The organism is Actinotalea sp., from assembly GCF_041597215.1.
Classification (GTDB): Bacteria; Actinomycetota; Actinomycetes; order Actinomycetales; family Cellulomonadaceae; genus Actinotalea.
The window spans coordinates 1-16,825 of record NZ_JBFHHB010000040.1 but is presented as its reverse complement, the minus strand read 5'-3'; the positions used below and the strand labels follow the sequence as shown (position 1 = coordinate 16,825).

General features: G+C 71.7%; 15 protein-coding genes and 1 riboswitch. Of the genes, 6 read left to right on the top strand and 9 right to left on the bottom strand.

Annotated elements, in window-relative coordinates:
* The 5 genes from ABWK99_RS04810 to ABWK99_RS04790 form a co-directional block, all read right to left on the bottom strand.
* Positions 1–1,744, bottom strand: a 1,744-nt coding sequence (locus ABWK99_RS04810) for a 2-oxo acid dehydrogenase subunit E2 (RefSeq protein ID WP_372593562.1), incomplete at its 3' end; no start/stop codon positions are given.
* 214 nt (positions 1,745–1,958) lie between these two features.
* Complete coding sequence (locus tag ABWK99_RS04805) at positions 1,959–2,762, bottom strand: ABC transporter permease (protein ID WP_372593561.1); 804 nt, start codon at positions 2,760–2,762, stop codon at positions 1,959–1,961.
* A complete protein-coding gene (locus ABWK99_RS04800) occupies positions 2,759–3,727 on the bottom strand; it encodes an ABC transporter ATP-binding protein (protein WP_372593560.1) in 969 nt (322 codons plus the stop codon). Before ABWK99_RS04800 ends, ABWK99_RS04805 begins: the two co-directional genes overlap by 4 nt.
* Entirely contained in the window at positions 3,724–4,800 is a 1,077-nt protein-coding gene (locus ABWK99_RS04795; protein ID WP_372593559.1) for an ATP-binding protein, read from the bottom strand. Before ABWK99_RS04795 ends, ABWK99_RS04800 begins: the two co-directional genes overlap by 4 nt.
* Positions 4,797–5,522, bottom strand: coding sequence for a response regulator (locus ABWK99_RS04790; protein WP_372593558.1), 726 nt, complete (start codon positions 5,520–5,522; stop codon positions 4,797–4,799). Before ABWK99_RS04790 ends, ABWK99_RS04795 begins: the two co-directional genes overlap by 4 nt.
* A gap of 61 nt (positions 5,523–5,583) precedes the next feature.
* On the opposite strand from ABWK99_RS04790, the gene ABWK99_RS04785 reads away from it, so the two are divergent.
* The 3 genes from ABWK99_RS04785 (at position 5,584) to ABWK99_RS04775 (ending at position 8,909) form a co-directional block, all read left to right on the top strand.
* Positions 5,584–6,915, top strand: coding sequence for a hemolysin family protein (locus ABWK99_RS04785; RefSeq protein WP_372593557.1), 1,332 nt, complete (start codon positions 5,584–5,586; stop codon positions 6,913–6,915).
* Complete coding sequence (locus ABWK99_RS04780; RefSeq protein WP_372593556.1) at positions 6,912–7,955, top strand: hemolysin family protein; 1,044 nt, start codon at positions 6,912–6,914, stop codon at positions 7,953–7,955. Before ABWK99_RS04785 ends, ABWK99_RS04780 begins: the two co-directional genes overlap by 4 nt.
* Positions 7,956–8,219: 264 nt before the next feature.
* Positions 8,220–8,909, top strand: a complete 690-nt coding sequence (locus ABWK99_RS04775) for a D-alanyl-D-alanine carboxypeptidase family protein (protein ID WP_372593555.1) — start codon at positions 8,220–8,222, stop codon at positions 8,907–8,909.
* A 42-nt stretch (positions 8,910–8,951) separates the two neighbouring features.
* On the opposite strand, the gene ABWK99_RS04770 is transcribed toward ABWK99_RS04775, so the two are convergent.
* The 3 genes from ABWK99_RS04770 to adhE form a co-directional block, all read right to left on the bottom strand.
* Positions 8,952–9,896, bottom strand: coding sequence for an aldose 1-epimerase family protein (locus tag ABWK99_RS04770; RefSeq protein ID WP_372593554.1), 945 nt, complete (start codon positions 9,894–9,896; stop codon positions 8,952–8,954).
* Positions 9,897–9,956: 60 nt separating this feature from the next.
* Positions 9,957–10,418: a hypothetical protein gene (locus tag ABWK99_RS04765; protein WP_372593553.1), complete on the bottom strand. Its 462-nt coding sequence runs from the start codon at positions 10,416–10,418 to the stop codon at positions 9,957–9,959.
* Positions 10,419–10,582: 164 nt separating this feature from the next.
* Positions 10,583–13,303, bottom strand: a complete 2,721-nt coding sequence (adhE, locus tag ABWK99_RS04760; protein ID WP_372593552.1) for a bifunctional acetaldehyde-CoA/alcohol dehydrogenase — start codon at positions 13,301–13,303, stop codon at positions 10,583–10,585.
* 290 nt (positions 13,304–13,593) lie between these two features.
* Here adhE and ABWK99_RS04755 point away from each other — a divergent pair, with 290 nt between their 5' ends.
* Complete coding sequence (locus ABWK99_RS04755) at positions 13,594–14,037, top strand: Hsp20/alpha crystallin family protein (RefSeq protein WP_372593551.1); 444 nt, start codon at positions 13,594–13,596, stop codon at positions 14,035–14,037.
* A 104-nt stretch (positions 14,038–14,141) separates the two neighbouring features.
* Here the strand turns inward: ABWK99_RS04755 and ABWK99_RS04750 are convergent, their stop codons facing one another.
* Positions 14,142–15,314 (bottom strand): MalY/PatB family protein, encoded by a 1,173-nt coding sequence (locus tag ABWK99_RS04750; protein ID WP_372593550.1) that lies wholly within the window; start codon positions 15,312–15,314, stop codon positions 14,142–14,144.
* Between the two features lie 217 nt (positions 15,315–15,531).
* Positions 15,532–15,607: riboswitch (cyclic di-GMP riboswitch) on the top strand.
* 15 nt (positions 15,608–15,622) lie between these two features.
* On the opposite strand from ABWK99_RS04750, the gene ABWK99_RS04745 reads away from it, so the two are divergent.
* Together ABWK99_RS04745 and ABWK99_RS04740 are read left to right on the top strand one after the other, a co-directional pair.
* Complete coding sequence (locus tag ABWK99_RS04745) at positions 15,623–15,847, top strand: BldC family transcriptional regulator (RefSeq protein WP_372593549.1); 225 nt, start codon at positions 15,623–15,625, stop codon at positions 15,845–15,847.
* A gap of 212 nt (positions 15,848–16,059) precedes the next feature.
* Positions 16,060–16,653 carry an ArsR/SmtB family transcription factor gene (locus tag ABWK99_RS04740; RefSeq protein ID WP_372593548.1) on the top strand — a complete coding sequence of 198 codons (594 nt, stop codon included), beginning with the start codon at positions 16,060–16,062 and terminating at the stop codon, positions 16,651–16,653.
* Positions 16,654–16,825: the final 172 nt, after the last annotated feature.

Genomic DNA, 16,825 nt, shown 5'->3' with positions numbered 1-16,825 from the left:
CGCCCTCGAGGGAGAACCTCTTCTGGCCGACGAACTTCGTCTGCAGGAACGTCTCGAAGGCCTCGGCGGCGTTGAGTCGGCGCAGGATCCGCAGCTGGTCCTCGCGCGGGGTGCGGGCGTACCCGGCCTCGAGCCGCTCCTGGAGCCAGCGGCGCTGGCGCGGGTCCTGCAGGTGCATGTACTCGGCGCCGATGGTCCGGCAGTAGGAGTCACGCAGGAGCCCGAGGATCTCGCGGAGGGTCGCCTTCGGCTTGCCGGTGAACCCGGCGCTGGGGAAGACGCGGTCGAGGTCCCACAGGGTGAGCCCGTGGTTCTGGATGTCGAGGTCGGGGTGCTTGCGCTGGCGGTAGGCCAAGGGGTCGGTCTCGGCCATGAGGTGCCCGCGAGAACGGTAGGAGTGGATGAGCTCGGCGATCCGCGCGGGCTTGGCGAGCTCGGTGTCGGCGTCGACGGTGTTGTCCCGCACCCAGCGGACCGGCTCGTAGGGGATGCGCAGCGAGGTGAAGACGCGGTCGTAGAAGCCGCCGTCGCCGAGCAGCTTCGCCGAGATGATCCGCAGGAAGTCGCCCGACTGCGCGCCCTGGATGATCCGGTGGTCGTAGGTGGAGGTGAGCGTGAGGACCTTGGAGATGCCGAGCCGGGCGAGCTGCTCGTCCGAGGCGCCCTGGAACTCCGCCGGGTAGTCCATCGCGCCGACGCCGACGATCGTGCCCTGACCGGCCATGAGCCGCGGCACGGAGTGCACGGTGCCGATCGTCCCCGGGTTGGTCAGCGTGATCGTCGTCCCGGAGAAGTCCTCGACGGTGAGCTTGCCGGCACGGGCCTTGCGGACGACCTCCTCGTAGGCGGCGACGAACTGGCCGAAGTCCAGCGTGTCCGAGCGCTTGATGCTCGGGACGAGGAGCTGGCGCGTGCCGTCCGGCTTGGCGAGGTCGATCGCGAGCCCGAGGTTCACGTGCCCGGGGCTCACGACGGCCGGCTTGCCGTCGACGAGCAGGTAGCCCTGGTTCATCGCGGGCATGTCGGCCAGCGCCTCGACGATCGCGTAGCCGATCAGGTGGGTGAAGGAGATCTTCCCGCCGCGGGTGCGGGCGAGGTGGTTGTTGATCACGGTCCGGTTGTCGACCATGAGCTTGGCGGGTACCGCACGCACCGAGGTCGCCGTGGGCACCTCGAGGCTCGACTCCATGTTCGCCACGACACGTGCGGCCGGCCCGCGCAGCCGGTCGACGGTCTCGGCCTCGCGGGCGCTGGGGTGCTCGACGCGGGCGGCGGGCGGGTAGGCGTACAGCGCCGTGGCCGGCTGGGCCGCGGCGATCGGGCCCGTGAGCGTGCTCACCGGTTCCCTGGGGGTGCGCGGGAGGGTCTGCTCGGCGGAGCGCTCGGTACGGGCGGCGGGTGCCGGGCTCTCGTCCTGGGTGGTCGGCGCCTGCTGGGGCGGAGCGGCGGGTGCTGCCTGCGTCGCTGCCGCCCCCGAGGGCTCCTCGCCGGCGGCCGGCTTCGCGGCAGCGGCGGGTGCGGCGGTTGCCACCCCGTTGCTCCCGCCGCTCGGTTCGGTCACGCTCGGGGCAGCGGCGGTGGGCGTCCCGAGGTCGGTGCGTGGCCGGTAGTCGGCGAAGAAGTCCCACCAGGCGGGGTCGACGGACGCGGGATCAGCGAGGTACTTCTCGTAGAGCTCGTCGACGAGCCACTGGTTCGCACCGAACGCGGCCTTCACTGCGTCCGACCCACTCTTCTGCGACACGCGAGGACCGCCTCTTCCAACCCCGGACCAAAGGCCGTTGCTCGGCCTCTCTGCCCGCTCAGCCTAGGCCACCGCGCACCGGATCCGCGCCCTCGACGGGCCCTTCCTCCGGCCGGATCGGGGCGGTGCCGGGCGGGTGTCTACGACGGGTGTGGCCCTGGTCACGCGCTGGCAATCGACCCTCTCGCCAGGCCAAGTGCGGCCCCCAGGAGGGTCAGGTGATGTCACGTCGCAGCGTGGTGACCCGGGCGATCGCCGCGAGCCCGACGCCGTAGCCGACCAGGACGAGCAGCCCGCCCCACCACGTCAGCAGGGCACCGGGGTCGCCTGCCCCGTAGATGCTCGCCCCGGCGATCGCCTCCCCTGCCGCTCCCGGGAGCCAGCGCGCGATCCCGCTCAGGGACTCCACCGCGCTCAGGCCCAGCCGGACGAGGGGCTCGACGAACTGGGTGAAGGCGAGCAGGACGACGACCGCCGCGACCTGGTGCGTGAGCACCGAGCCGAAGCCCACGCCGACGAGGCACCAGACGGTGAGGGCCACGACCGAGAGCAGCAGGGTCTGCAGGATCGTGGGATCGGTGAGCAGCGTCTCCCGCCCGCGAACGGCGAGGACGGGCGCGCCGCCGAGCACCGACCCTGCCGTCCCTGCCAGCCCGAACATCAGGCCGACGGGGATGCTCGCCATGAGCTTGGCGACCAGGACGACGCCACGGCGCGGCTCGGCGAGGAAGGTGGGGGTGACCGTCATGTTCCGGTACTCCGAGGTGACCGAGAGCGCGCCGACGACGGCCGGGAACACGTAGCCGAGGGACGGCGCTAGCCCGTAGACCGTCCTCGCCAGCTCGGTGTCGCCGACCGGGAGGCCGAGGCCGGAGGTCTGAGCGGCTGCGGGGTCGGTGTACGCGAAGGCCATCACCGCTCCGAGGAAGGCCATGTACGCGGCCATCCCGATGAGGAGCACCCACCACAGCCGGGTGGTCACGAGCTTGCGGTACTCGACGCGGAGGGCGGCGCTCATCGGGCACCTGCCCCGTGCGCCGTGGTGGAGGCAGCGGGTGGTTCGCCCGGGTCGGAGGTCAGGCGGAGGAAGGCAGCCTCCAGGTCGACGACGTCGGTCGTCAGCTCGTGGAGCTCCAGCCCCGCCGCGAACGCCGCGTGGCCCACCTCGGCGGCTGTGACCTCCTCGAGGACGGCGGTTCCCGCCTCCTCGGCGCCGGCGTGCCGGGCACGGCTCGCCCCGGGCCAGCGCTCGGCGACGAGGCGGGCGAGCCCGTCGGCGTCGGGGGAGGTGACCCGCACCTGGCGTCGGGTGAGGGCCGCGAGGTCCCGGAGCGAGGAGCTGTGGACGAGGCGACCTCGCGCGATGATCACGACCTCGTCGACGGTCTGCTGGACCTCGGACAGCACGTGGCTGGAGACCAGGACGGTCCGACCCTCGCCTGCCAGGTGGCGGAGGAATCCGCGCAGCCAGGCGATGCCCTCGGGGTCGAGGCCGTTCGCCGGCTCGTCGAGCACGAGCACCTGGGGGTCACCGAGCAGGGTGGTGGCCAGCCCGAGGCGCTGCCGCATCCCGAGGGAGAACTCCCCGACCCGACGGTGCGCTGCCGCCCCCATGCCGACGAGGTCGAGGACCTCGTCGCAGCGGCGGTCCGGAACCGCGACCTGCGGCGCGTACATGCGCAGGTGGTCACGTGCCGACCGTCCGGGATGGAAGCTCGCCGCCTCCAGCGCCGCTCCCACCGTCCGCATCGGCCGGGGGAGCTCGCCGTACGGCACGCCGCCGATGGTGGCCGTACCGGCGCTCGGGCGCACGAGCCCGAGCAGCATCCTCAGCGTCGTGGTCTTGCCGGCACCGTTGGGGCCGAGGAAGCCGGTCACCCGGCCGGGGACGACGCTGAAGGAGAGGTCGTCGACCGCCGTGACCGCGCCGAAGGACTTGGACAGGTGCGTGATCTCGATGACGCCGGGGTGCGTTCCGCTCACCGGGGCACGGTATCGCTCCGCTGGTCCTGCCGGAGGGGGATCGTCACCCGCATGTCGCATCCCGATGGCGTGTCAGCGACCTCGACGGTCCCGCCGTGCAGCAGGACGGCCCAGCGCACGATGGCGAGCCCGAGCCCCGTCCCCCCGGTGCTGATCTGGCCCGTGGTGGTCGGTGCGTTGCCGCGCGTGAAGCGCTCGAACACGGCCCGGCGCTCGCCGACGGCGATCCCGGGTCCCTCGTCGATCACGTCGAGCACCATCTGCGAGCCGGTCCGTCGCGCCCGCACGAGGATCCGGCCACCGGTCGGGGAGTGCCGCACGGCGTTGTGCAGGAGGTTGGCCACCACCTGGTGCAGGCGCTGGGCATCGGCCTGCACGGTGAGGTCGGCCGGTTCGACGGTCACCTCGAACTCGAGCGCCTTGCGGGGCGAGACGAGCCGAGCGCCGGCGACGGCCTCGTGCAGGAAGGCGTCGAGCGGGACGGCGGCCGGTTCCACCTTGACCGCCCCCGCCTCGAGCCGCGAGAGGTCCAGGAGGTCGGTGACCAACCGCCCGAGCCGTTCGGTCTGGGCCAACGCCACCTCGAGCGTCGACCGGTCCATCGGGCTGACGCCGTCGACCATGTTCTCCAGCTGTGCCTGGAGGGCGGCGACCGGGGTGCGCAGCTCGTGCGAGACGTTCGCGACCAGCTCGCGGCGGAGCGTGTCCGCCTGGGCGAGGTCGTCCGCCATGGTGTTGAACGCTCCCGCGAGCTGTCCCACCTCGTCCCGGCTGCTCGCCCGGACCCGCACCGAGTAGTCGCCCTGTGCCATGGCGCGGGCCGCTGCCGTCATCTCCCTCAGGGGTGAGGTCATCCCGTGAGCGAGCACCTGGACGGCGATGACGGACACGACGACCGCGAGCGGGAGCGTCCACCGCGGTCCGAGGTGGTTGTACAGCCCGATCCAGGTGAGGAATGCCGCGAGCGTGACGGTCGCCGTGACGAGCACCCCGAGCTTGATCTTGATCGAGGAGAGGCTGTCCAGAGGCCGTACGTCGAGGCGGGACCGGACGGCGTGCCGCGGAGCGCTCATGATCCCGGGGTCGGCTCGAAGGCGTAGCCCACGCCGTGCACCGTGCGGATGAGGTCCGGGCCGAGCTTGCGGCGGAGCGCCTTCACGTGGGAGTCGACCGTGCGCGTCCCGCTCGCATCGATCCAGTCCCAGACCTCGGCGAGCAGCTTCTCCCTGGTCAGCACGGTGCGGGGGCTCGTCGCGAGGGTCATCAGCAGGTCGAACTCGGTGGGGGTGAGGTGGATCTCGGCCCCGGCGCGGCTCACCCGTCGCTGGGCGCGATCGATCACCACGTCTCCGGACACGATCGTGGGCAGCGTCGACTGCCGGGCGGCGAGCTGCGCCGAGCGCTCGACGCGGCGCAGCAGGCTCCGCGTCCGGGCCACGAGCTCGCGCATCGAGAAGGGCTTGGTCAGGTAGTCGTCGGCGCCGACGCCCAGGCCGACGAGCATGTCGGTCTCGTCGTCCCGGGCGGTGAGCATGATCACCGGGATGGGGTGCTCGGCCTGGATCCGACGGCAGACCTCGAGGCCGTCGAGACCGGGCAGCATCACGTCCAGCACGACGACGTCGGGGAGGATCCGCAGGGCCGTCTCGACAGCGGTGATGCCGTCCGCCGCGATCTCGGCCGTCCAGCCCTCCGCGCGCATCCGGTGCGCGACAGCGGTCGCGATGGCCGGCTCGTCCTCGACCACCAGCACGAGAGGTGTCGCGCGCCCGGCCCCGTCGATCGTGTTCGCCATGAGGCCAGCGTCGCACAGCCGGTTATGCTCTCTGCACGATGACTTGCCGGAGGACTGCACTGTGCTGAGCGAGTGGCTCTTGGTCCTTCTCGGCGTCGGCCTGACGGTCGGCACGGCGCTCTTCGTCGCGGCCGAGTTCGCGCTCGTCACGCTCGACCCCGCGCTGGTGGACCGGGAGGTCCAGGAGGCGTCGGCCCGAGGAACGGCGAGCCGCTCCTCCCAGTCCGTCCGGCGGGCGCTCTCGACCCTGTCGACCCAGCTCTCCGGGGCGCAGGTCGGCATCACCGCGACGACGATCCTGCTCGGGTACACGACGCAGCCGGCGATCGCCCGGCTCGTGGTGGCCGGCCTCGGCGACACGACGCTGAGCGACGGGGTGGCGACCGCGATCGCGGGGATCCTCGCCCTGATCCTGGTCAACGGCTTCTCGATGCTCTTCGGCGAGCTCGTGCCGAAGAACCTCGCGCTGAGCCGCCCGTGGGAGACCGCCGTGGCCGTCTCCCGGGCCCAGGTCGGCTTCAGCTCCGCGCTGCGCCCGGTGATCTCTGCGCTCAACGGCACGGCGAACGCGCTGCTGCGGCGGGTCGGCGTCGAGCCGCGCGAGGAGCTCTCCGGCGGGCGGTCCGCGCAGGAGCTGGTCACTCTCGTGCGTCGATCGGCAGAGGTCGGGACGCTCGACGTCGGGACCGCCACGCGACTGACCAACTCCCTCGAGCTCAACACGCTGGTCGCCGTCGACGTGATGACCGACCGCACCCGGATGGTCGTCGTGCGGCGAGACGCGAGCGCAGCAGAGGTCGTCGACCTCGCACGGGCCTCCGGCCACTCACGCTTCCCCGTGATCGACTCCTCGCACGACGACGTCGTCGGCGTGGTCCACCTGCGCAAGGCGATCGCCGTCCCGTTCGACCGTCGCGCCGAGGTCCCGGCGGCTGCCCTGATGGACGAGGCACCCCGGGTCCCCGAGACCGTCCGCCTGGGCCCGCTCCTGGTCGAGCTGCGCGGCCTCGGCCTGCAGATGGCCCTCGTCGTGGACGAGTACGGCGGCACGGCCGGCCTGGTCACCCTCGAGGACGTGGTCGAGGAGATCGTCGGCGAGGTCGCGGACGAGCACGACCCGCGCCGGGCCGGCGTCTACCGCGCAGGCGCGGGCTGGAACGTCCCCGGCCTGCTGCGCCCGGACGAGCTCGACGAGAGCACCGGGCTGGTGGTCCCCGACGACGGCGCCTACGAGACCCTCGGCGGGCTCGTCATGGCCGTGCTCGGGAGGGTCCCGGAGGTGGGTGACTCCGTCCTGACGGGTGGCGTGCGACTGACCGTCGTGCGGATGGACGGCAGGCGGGTCGACCGGATCGGCGTCCTGGCCGAGCAGGGGACGGAGGAGGACGCATGAGCACAGGGATGGCACTGGGCCTCGCCGTGCTCCTGCTGGCCGGCAATGCGTTCTTCGTCGGCGCCGAGTTCGCGATCATCTCCGCGCGGCGCAGCGCGATCGAGCCGCTCGCCGAGGCGGGCTCGCGCCGGGCGCGAGTGGTGCTGTGGGCGATGGAGCACGTCTCCCTCATGCTCGCGTGCGCGCAGCTCGGCATCACCATCTGCTCGACCTCGCTCGGTGTGGTCGCCGAACCGGCGATCGCTCACGGGCTCGAGGTCCCCCTCCACGCGCTGGGGCTGCCCGAGGCCGCGACGCATCCGATCGCCTTCGTCGTCGCCCTCGGGATCGTGGTCTACCTGCACGTGGTGCTGGGCGAGATGGTGCCCAAGAACCTCGCCGTCTCCGGTCCCGACAAGGCCGTGCTCTGGTTCGGCCCGCCGCTGGTCTGGATCGCGCGCATCCTGCGTCCGGTGATCGTGGTCCTCAACCACATGGCCAACCATCTGCTCCGGCAGTTCGGGGTCGAGCCCAAGGACGAGGTCGCCTCCGCGTTCACCGCGCAGGAGGTCCAGTCGATCGTCGAGCGCTCGCGTGCGGAGGGGCTGCTCGACGACGCCCATGGCCTGCTCACGGGCGCGCTCCAGTTCAGCGACCGCACCGCCGGAGAGGTCATGGTGGCGACCGACGACCTCGTGGCCGTCCCGCTGGGCGCGAGCGCGGCCGAGCTCGAGCGTCTGGTCGCCAGGACCGGATTCAGCCGGTTCGTCGTGCAGGACGAGACCGGTGCGGCGATCGGCTACCTGCACCTCAAGGACGTGCTGTACGCCGGCGCAGAGGACCGTGACGACGCCATCCCGCTGTGGCGTGTGCGCGCGCTCGCGGAGGTGCACGCCGACGACGAGGTGGAGGACGCGCTTGCGGAGATGCAGCGCTCCGGCGCGCACCTCGCCCGAGTGGTCTCCGAGGGCGGCGACGTGCTCGGTGTCGTCTTCCTCGAGGACATCCTCGAGGAGCTCGTCGGCGAGGTCCGGGACGCCATGCAGCGGGGCCAGCTCTGAGGATGTGACGTAGGCGACGCTCGGCGACGTGGATTCCGCGTCGCCGAACCGTTACTCTTCTGTAATCACCCCGGCGGCCCTCGTACCCCCATACGCGGCCGTCGCCCCCTGACAGATCGACGACTCACCGCCGCGCGCAGCGCGGCCCGACCCGGAGGTCCCGTGGAGGCAGCGCACACCGAGACGGCGTCCGCTCCGGCCTCCCGTCGCGACCGCCGTCGAGCGGCATCCCGGCCTCGTCGTCGTCTCCACCCCGCTGTCGCCGTGCGTGCGTTCGTGGTGGGCTTCCTCGCCGTCGGGACGATCGGCGTCCCGGCCTTCGGCGCGATCGGCTCCGATACCTCGGGGGCCGGCGCCGAGCTCGCGGGCAGCAGTGCACCCTCCGCCTTCTCCGTGCTCTCCGCCGCAGCCGTGGAGAGCACGCCCACCTCGCTTCTCGCTCCCCTTCCCGAGGTCTCGCGGGACGCGGTGACCGTGAGCCGGTCCGTCGACCGCAACCCCCTTCCGACCTGCGACCCCTCGGTCGACCCGGGCCCGGCGAACGGCCAGATCGCCACGGACGACCTGTGCACCCTCTGGGACGGGACGAACATGCTCCGTGGCGACGCCGCCGTGGCCATGTCGGCGTTGAACGAGGACTTCACGGCGGCGATGGGCGAGCCGCTGTGCATCACGGACTCCTACCGCACGCTGGCCGAGCAGCAGCGCCTGGCCTACACCAAGCCCGGGCTGGCAGCTGCCCCTGGCACCTCGAACCACGGCTGGGGCCTCGCCGTCGACCTGTGCTCCTCGGTCACCTACAACAGCGCGAAGATCTCCTGGCTCACGGAGAACGGGCCCACCTACGGCTGGGCGAACCCCGCGTGGGCGCGTGCCGGGGGCTCCGGCGCGTACGAGCCCTGGCACTGGGAGTACGTCCCGGGCACCGAGGCCAAGGGCACCAACTGGGACTGAGCCGCCTCGGGTCCCTGCGGACCTGCGACCGGCCGGCTGGCCTCAGATCAGGGCAAGACCCCAGGTGACCTCGTGCTCGGCTCCCGGCTCCAGCCGGACCAGACGGTCGCCGGTGCGGAACGCGTCGGCCAGGCAGCTCATCGGCTCGGCGGCGACGCCGGTGCGGCACCACTCCGGGTCGCCCAGGTGGTCGCCGGTGCAGACCTGCCAGGTGTCCATGGACTCGTCCATCCAGACGGCGGCGGTGCGCCCGTCGGCGCCGGTCAGGCGGATCCAGGACAGTCCGTCCTCGTCGCGCAGCACGTCGACGTAGGCGTCGTCCAGGTCCAGGCCCCGGACCGGCCGCGGCTCACGCAGGTCGTAGCTGCCGTCGACGGGCGTGGTGCCCACCGGCAGGAGGCGGTCGTCGACCAGGACCCGGGTCGTGGCGTCGAGCCGGAGCGTGCAGTCGTCGATGGAACCGTCGCCCGGCGAGAGCCACGGGTGGAAGCCCACGCCGTAGGGAGCCGCCGTAGCACCGAGGTTGGTCGCCGTGGTCTGGACGTGCAGGCCGGTGGCGGTGAGCCGGTAGGTCGTGCGCAGCAGCAGGTCGAAGGGGTAGCCCCCGCTCGGGGCGAGGCGCAGCGCGAGGGTCACGGCCTGGCCGTCCTCGTGCCCGGCGTCCGCCACCTGCTCGACGGACCACCGTTGCCACATGACGAGGCCGTGGAGCGCCGTGCTGCGCTCCGGCTCGGAGATGTCCACCTGGTGGTCGACGCCGTCGAAGGTGTACCGGCCGTCACGCATCCGGTTCGGCCAGGGCGCGAGCACAGCCCCGTGGCCGGCCGGCGCCACGACGTCCTCGGGGAAGGGCGTGACGACGGGGCGTCCGGAGACGCTGTAGCTGCGCAGCTTCGCCCCGACGTCGGTGACCGTGGCCTCCTGGTCACCGAGCCGCAGCACGATCTGGAGGCCGGACAGGGGCGTGGGGGACGTCAGCGTGCTCACGGCTGAACGCTAGCGGTCGCGGCGCCCCGTGCCGTTCCCCGAGGTCCCGGGTGTGTCGTCTCAGCTCGCGCCGTCGAGCTCCCCGGCGAGCGCGTCGAGCTGGTCGGCGAGTGCGTCGAGCGCCGAGGCGACGGGCTCCCCGACCCTGTCGCCGAGCTCCGCCACCTTCGTCCTGGCGTCCTGGAGAGCGGCCTTGGCCTCGGCGACCTGCGTCGAGGCGGTCTCCCCTGCGGCCGAGGCGCTGTCGAGGGCTGCTCGCGCCTGGGCGATCGCCTCGTCCGCCGAGCCGGTGACGTCCGTCACCTGCGCGAGCGTGTCCTGGTCGAGACCGGCGTCCGATGCCGCGGCGGAGATGTCGTCGACGGCGCCTCTGGCCTTGTCGACCCCCTGCTGGACCGCCTGGCCGACCGAGTCCCAGTCGACGGAGTCCTCGGAGCAGCCGGTCAGCAGGAGCGCGGGGAGCAGCATCCCGGCTGCGAGCAGGGCGGCTGCCGGGCGCCTGCGGTCGTGACGAGCGGACATGGTTCCTCCTGCGGTGACGGGGCCAGGGCCCCAGTGTGCCCCGTGGACCTGGGAACGGGCCCGACGGTCCGGCGACGGCCACGCACGACGGTGGCCGGGCCCCCGAAGGGACCCGGCCACCGGGTGGGGTCGCCCGCCCGCGCGACCGGGCGTCGACCTCAGCGTCAGGACGCGGGGGTGGCCTCCTGGGTGGCCTCCTCCGGGGTGCCCTCCGCCGCGCGCCGTGAGCGCACGTCCGTCGTCGACGTGCCGTAGTACGCCGCGGTCATGATGTCCTTCATGTCGTCCAGCATCGGCATCCGCGGGTTGGCGGGTGCGCACTGGTCCTCGTAGGAGCGCATCGCGAGGTCGTCCAGCTTGGCCATGAAGGCCTCCTCGGACACGCCCTGAGCGGCGAACGAGTTCGGCATGCCGAGCTTGTCACGCAGCTCCTCCAGCGCCCGGGCGTAGGACTCGACGCCCTCCTCCGGGGTGCTGGCCTTGAGGCCGAGGTGCTGGGCGATCTGCTGGTAGCGCTCCGGAGCCACGTAGGACTCGTACTTGGGCCAGCTGTTGAACTTCGACGGGATGGTGCCGTTGTACCGGACGACGTGCGCGAGCAGCGTCGCGTTGGTACGGCCGTGCGCCAGGTGGAAGTTCGAGCCGATGGTGTGCGCCATCGCGTGCACGATCCCCAGGAACGCGTTCCCGAAGGCCATACCGGCGATCGTGCCGGCGTTGTGCATCTTCTCGCGGGCCTTGACCGCAGCCTCGCCGTTGTTGACCGACTCCGCGAGGTTCTCGAAGATCAGCTTGATGGCGTGCAGCGCGAGGCCGTCGGTGAAGTCGTTGGCGTAGACCGACACGTACGCCTCGGTGGCGTGCGTCAGGGCGTCGTATCCGGAGTCGGCGGCGACGGTGGCCGGCATCTTGCCGGTCAGCGCCGGGTCGATGATCGCGACGGTCGGGGTCAGGGCGTAGTCGGCGAGCGGGTACTTGACGCCCGTCTTCTCGTCCGTGATGACCGCGAACGGCGTGACCTCTGCACCGGTGCCCGAGGTGGTCGGGATGCAGACGAGCTTGGCCTTCTCACCCAGGGCCGGGAACTTGAAGGCACGCTTGCGGACGTCGAAGAACTTCTCGCGCATGTCGGCGAAGACGATCTCCGGGTGCTCGTAGCGCAGCCACATGACCTTGGCGGCGTCCATCGGCGAGCCACCGCCGAGGGCGATGATCGTGTCCGGGCCGAACTCGCGCATCTGCTCCGCACCGCGGTCGACCGACTTGATCGACGGCTCGGGCAGGACGTTGTCGATGATCTGCAGCGAGACCTTTTCGTCACGACGTCCGAGGATCTCGATGATCCGGTCGACGAAGCCGAGCTTGGTCATCGTCGCGTCGGTGACGATCGTCACGCGGTGGATGTCGGGCATGTCCGCGAGGTAGCGGATCGCGTTCGGCTCGAAGTACGTCTTGGCCGGGACCTTGAACCACTGGAGGTTGTTGTTGCGACGACCGATGCGCTTGATGTTCACCAGGTTGACCGCCGAGACGTTGTTCGAGACCGAGTTGCGGCCGTGCGAGCCGCAGCCGAGGGTCAGGGACGGGATGAAGGCGTTGTAGATGTCGCCGATGCCGCCCTGCGAGGAGGGCGAGTTCCAGATGATGCGGGTCGCCTTGACGCGGGTGCCGAACTCCTCGACCAGGTCGACGTCCTCGGAGTGGATGGCGCCGGAGTGGCCCAGTCCGTCGAACTCCACCATCTGCTCGGCGAGCTTGATCCCGTGCTCGGTGTTCTGCGCGCGCAGGACCGCGAGGACCGGGGCGAGCTTCTCGCGCGTCAGCGGCTCGGCGGGGCCGACCTCGGGCACCTCGGCCATGAGGATCGTCGCGTCGGCCGGGATCGTGAAGCCGGCCTTCTCGGCGATCCACTGCGGGGTCTGGCCGACGACGGCGGCGTTGAGCTTCGCGCCGCCACAGTTCGCGCTGTTGGCCTCGACACCGAAGATGAAGTTCTCGAGCTTGGCCTTCTCCTCGGCCGAGCAGACGTACGCGTGCAGCCGCTTGAACTCGGCCATCGCCTCGTCGTAGATGTCGGTGTCGAGGATGACGGCCTGCTCCGAGGCGCACACCATGCCGTTGTCGAAGGACTTCGACATCGTCACGTCGTTCACCGCGCGCTTGAGCTTGGCGGACTTGTGGATGTACGCGGGGACGTTGCCGGCGCCGACGCCGAGGGCGGGCTTGCCGCAGGAGTACGCGGCGCGAACCATGGCGTTTCCGCCGGTGGCGAGGATCAGCGCGACGCCCTCGTGGTTCATCAGCTCGCTCGTGGTGTCCATCGACGGCGTCTCGACCCACTGGATGCAGTTCTCGGGCGCGCCGGCGGCGACGGCAGCGTCGCGGACGATCCTGGCCGCGGCGACCGAGCACTCCTGGGCGGAGGGGTGGAACGCGAAGATGATCGGGTTGCGGGTCTTCAGCGCGATGAGCGACTTGAAGATGGCGGTCGAGGTCGGGTTGGTGACCGGGACCATGGCGCAGACGACGCCGACGGGCTCGGCGATCTCGACGATGCCCGTGATCTCGTCACGGGAGACGATGCCGACCGTCTTGGCGGAGGCCATCGAGTTCGTCACGTGCTCGCAGGCGAAGATGTTCTTGACGGCCTTGTCCTCGAAGACACCGCGACCGGTCTCCTCGACGGCGAGCTTGGCGAGCTGGCCGTGCTGGTTGAGCGCCGCGACGGAGGCCTTCTTGACGATGTGGTCGACGTCGGCCTGCGTGAACGAGGCGTAGGCGGACAGGGCCTTCGTCGCGTTCGCGACCAGGCTGTCGACCGGCGAGGTCGGGGCGATGGCCTCGGCGTCGCCGACGGCCTTGGTGCGAGGGGCTCGTGTACTCACGGCTTCTCCCGGTTGTTCGGAGGGGTGGAGGATCACCGTTGACCCAGGAACGACGCTACGTGGCGTCGGTGCCGCGCGCGTGTGCCATAGGTCCGGGGCGTCCCGTGCTAGTGAGGCTACCTGCCCATGACGAAAGACCCAGGGGGAGGGGTGCGACCTGCAGATCTGTGGCTGGCACTCGACGGGGGAGAGTGCTAATAATGAAGTCGTAGCACCCGGGCGGGAACGGCCCCGCCCGGGGCGCGACGAGCCCTCGGACGGTCCGGGGGCTCCGCGAGGAGGTGATCCGCGTGGCTACCCGCTTGTACCCCTTCACCGACCCGTCCCGCTGGATGGAGGACGTCGTCGGTGCCCTGCGTGAGGCGCCGTCCGTGGCCGGCATGCCGATGGACCTGTACCGCGCAGGCGACCACTACGTGCTGCACGTCGACCTGCCGGGCGTGGACCCGGGCAGCATCGACGTCAACGTCGAGGACCGCACCCTGACCGTGCGCGCCGAGCGCACGGCACGCACCGACGCGGACGCGCAGTGGCACCTGCGCGAGCGCGCCTCGGGCACCTACGTCCGCCAGCTGACCGTTGGCCGCGGGCTCGCGCTCGACAAGATCACCGCGAGCTACACCGACGGCGTGCTCACCCTGACGATCCCCGTCGCGGAGGAGGCCAAGCCGCGCCGGATCGAGGTCCAGCACGGAGCGACCGCTCCCGCGGAGATCGCGCAGAGCACGGCATGACGGACCCGTCGGCCCGGTGCCCCTCCGGGGTTCCGGGCCGACGGTCTGCCTGCGCGGTCTGCCTGCTCGGTCTGCGTGCTCGATCTGCCTGCGGGAGGCGATCCTCAGCAGCCCAGCGCTGAGCGCAGACGCCTTCCGGCCTCCACGACGAGCGGCCGTGGCGTGGCGAGGTTGAACCGGACGAATCCGTGGTGCCCGCCGTTGGCCATCCCGTCCACGACGGCGACCCCTGCCGTCTCGAGGAGCCAGCGTGCGACCTCGCCGGGAGGCGGGGGGGACGGCAGGGCAGCCAGCGGCCCGCGCAGGTCGAGCCACACGAGGTAGGTGCCCTCGGGGTCGGCGAAGGGGATCTGCGGCCCCAACGCCTCGCGCAGGGCCGTCGAGTTCTCGGCGACGTAGTCCAGGAGGCCCTCGAGCCACGGCCCGCCGTGGCGGTACGCGGCGGTGGTCGCGACGGCGCCGAGGGTCGAGACGCCGTGGCCGTTCTGCTCCCCGTTGGCCTCCCACCACGCGGCGTCGTCCTCGTCCGTGACGATCACCTGGGCGCACTTGAGCCCGGGGATGTTCCACCCCTTCGAGGCTGCCGTCGCGGTGGTGGTGTGCGCGGCCGTCGCGGGGGAGAGGGAGGCGTAGGGCACGTGGGTGCGCCCGCGCCCGACGAGCGGGGCGTGGATCTCGTCGGCGAACACCCACGCGCCGGTGCGCTGCACCACCTCCGCGAGGGCGATCAGCTCGGCTCGTTCGTGCACCCGCCCGGTGGGGTTGTGCGGGTTGACCAGGGCGAGCAGGGAGCCCGGATGCGCGGAGAGCGCCTCCTCGATGCCGACGAGGTCGAAGGTGGCCTGGCCGTCCGCGTCGCCGACCATCGGTACGCGCACCACCGAGCGGTCCCACTGCTCGGGCAGGGTGACGAACGGCATGTACGCGGGGGTCGGCAGCACGACCGCCCCTCCCGCTCGGGTGTGGTGGTGCACGGCGATCCGGAACGCCTCGATGACGTCCGGGACGAGGTGGACCCGGGAGACCGGGACGTCCCAGCCGTAGCGCTCGCGCTGCCAGGCCGCACAGGCCTCGCGCGTCTCGGCCGCGAGGTCGCGCGGAAGGTAGCCCGTGAGCCCGCGGTCGATCGCTCCGTGCAGGGCCTCGCTCACCGCAGGGGCCGTACCGAGGTCCGACTCCGCCACCCAGGCCGCCACCGATGCGGGCGTCGCCGTCCACTTGAGGCTGCCTCGGGCTCGCAGGTGGGTGGGGTCGGCGTCCAGCCAGAGTGCGGTCATGGGTGCAGTCTGCTCGCCCCGACGTGTCGTGGGTGTGAACGCCCGCGGCGAGCGTGTCGGTGACCGGCGACCCGTCCCGGGTGTGACCGACCTCGCCGGACACGGTCACGACGACGGTGACAGACGGCGTCGCCCGACTGCTGCATTCGGGTGAACGAGTCGTGGCGCTGGAGGCGAGAGTTGCGCGAATGTCCGGATTGTGTGAGCCTGTCCACGTCAGCGAAAAGGGCAAACCCACCGCGAGGTGGGGACGCAAAGTCAACGGGACCCACGTGGTCGGCCGGGCTACCGAACGACGAGGAGTCATCATGTCGACGTACACCACCCCCAGCCAGCGCGCCTCCGCACCCGCCGCTCTGCTCACCCCCTCCGAGGTGGCCAGCATGTTCCGGGTCGACCCCAAGACGGTCACCCGGTGGGCGAAGGCCGGCAAGCTCACGGCGATCAGGACCCTCGGCGGCCACCGCCGCTACAACGAGGCCGAGGTCCGCGGGCTGCTCGGCGTGCCCACCGCCCGTCCTGCTCAGGACTGAGCCACACCGCCCGAGGGCGGCTGCGCCCCGCTGCCCGGCAGCGGAGGACGCCTCGATCGGACGCGATGACCCGTCGGTTCCCGAACCGGCGGGTCATCGGTCTGTACGGAGGGTCCCTCCCGGCCGATGGCGCGGTGCCGGCCGATGGCGCGGTGCCGGCGGCCGACAGGCGAGCCTTGTGCAGAGAAGTTGTGCATAGGTATTGTGCACGCATGTCGACGACCCCTGACCCGGTCAGCCACGCGCGACGCCTCGACGCCGGCGCGCTCAAGGTCCTCGCTCACCCCCTGCGTTCGCGACTGCTGACCGCCCTGAGGCGTGGGGGTCCTGCCACGGCCACCGAGCTGGCCGCCGCCCTGGGGACCAACTCGGGCGCGACGTCCTACCACTTGCGCACGCTCGAGTCCGTCGGCCTCGTCTCGGACACGGGGGAGGGCGAGGGCAAGCGGCGGCTCTGGCGAGCGGCGACCGAGTCGCACGGCTGGTCGACGAGCGACTTCACCGGCGACGAGGACGCGCAGGCGGCGCTGAACTGGCTCGTGCGCGACTACGCGAGGGCGCTCGGCAGTCAGTTCGAGCGCTGGTTGGACGTCGAGGCCGAGTGGCCCGTCGCCTGGCGGGACGCCGCCGGGATGAGCGACTGGCTCATGGTCCTCACGGCCGAGCAGGCCGAGGAGTTCTCCGCCGAGCTCGGACGGCTCGTCGAGAGGTACCGCCGCGCCGGTCAGGGCCATCCCGACGCGCAGCGCCTCGCCCTGTACACCGTGCTCTTCCCGATGGACACCGGCGGGGACCGACGGCGGTGACCAGCCCGGTGCGCAGCAGGGTCTCGGCCTCGTCCGCGCGGGACACCCTGCTCATCCTCACCGCCACCCGCTGGTTCCCGACGGGCCTGGTCATCGGGGTGATGGCGCTCCTGCCGATCGAGCGCGGACTCAGCCTCTCCCAGCTCGGCGTCCTCCTCTCGGTGCAGGGTCT

What these genes read in the sequence shown, in the direction of transcription:
- ABWK99_RS04805 (WP_372593561.1), bottom strand. Translation starts at nt 2,762, where the DNA reads ATGAGCGCCGCCCTCCGCGTCGAGTACCGCAAGCTCGTGACCACCCGG.
- ABWK99_RS04795 (WP_372593559.1), bottom strand. Translation starts at nt 4,800, where the DNA reads ATGAGCGCTCCGCGGCACGCCGTCCGGTCCCGCCTCGACGTACGGCCT.
- ABWK99_RS04790 (WP_372593558.1), bottom strand. Translation starts at nt 5,522, where the DNA reads ATGGCGAACACGATCGACGGGGCCGGGCGCGCGACACCTCTCGTGCTG.
- ABWK99_RS04780 (WP_372593556.1), top strand. Translation starts at nt 6,912, where the DNA reads ATGAGCACAGGGATGGCACTGGGCCTCGCCGTGCTCCTGCTGGCCGGC.
- ABWK99_RS04765 (WP_372593553.1), bottom strand. Translation starts at nt 10,418, where the DNA reads ATGTCCGCTCGTCACGACCGCAGGCGCCCGGCAGCCGCCCTGCTCGCA.
- ABWK99_RS04750 (WP_372593550.1), bottom strand. Translation starts at nt 15,314, where the DNA reads ATGACCGCACTCTGGCTGGACGCCGACCCCACCCACCTGCGAGCCCGA.
- ABWK99_RS04745 (WP_372593549.1), top strand. Translation starts at nt 15,623, where the DNA reads ATGTCGACGTACACCACCCCCAGCCAGCGCGCCTCCGCACCCGCCGCT.
- ABWK99_RS04740 (WP_372593548.1), top strand. Translation starts at nt 16,060, where the DNA reads ATGTCGACGACCCCTGACCCGGTCAGCCACGCGCGACGCCTCGACGCC.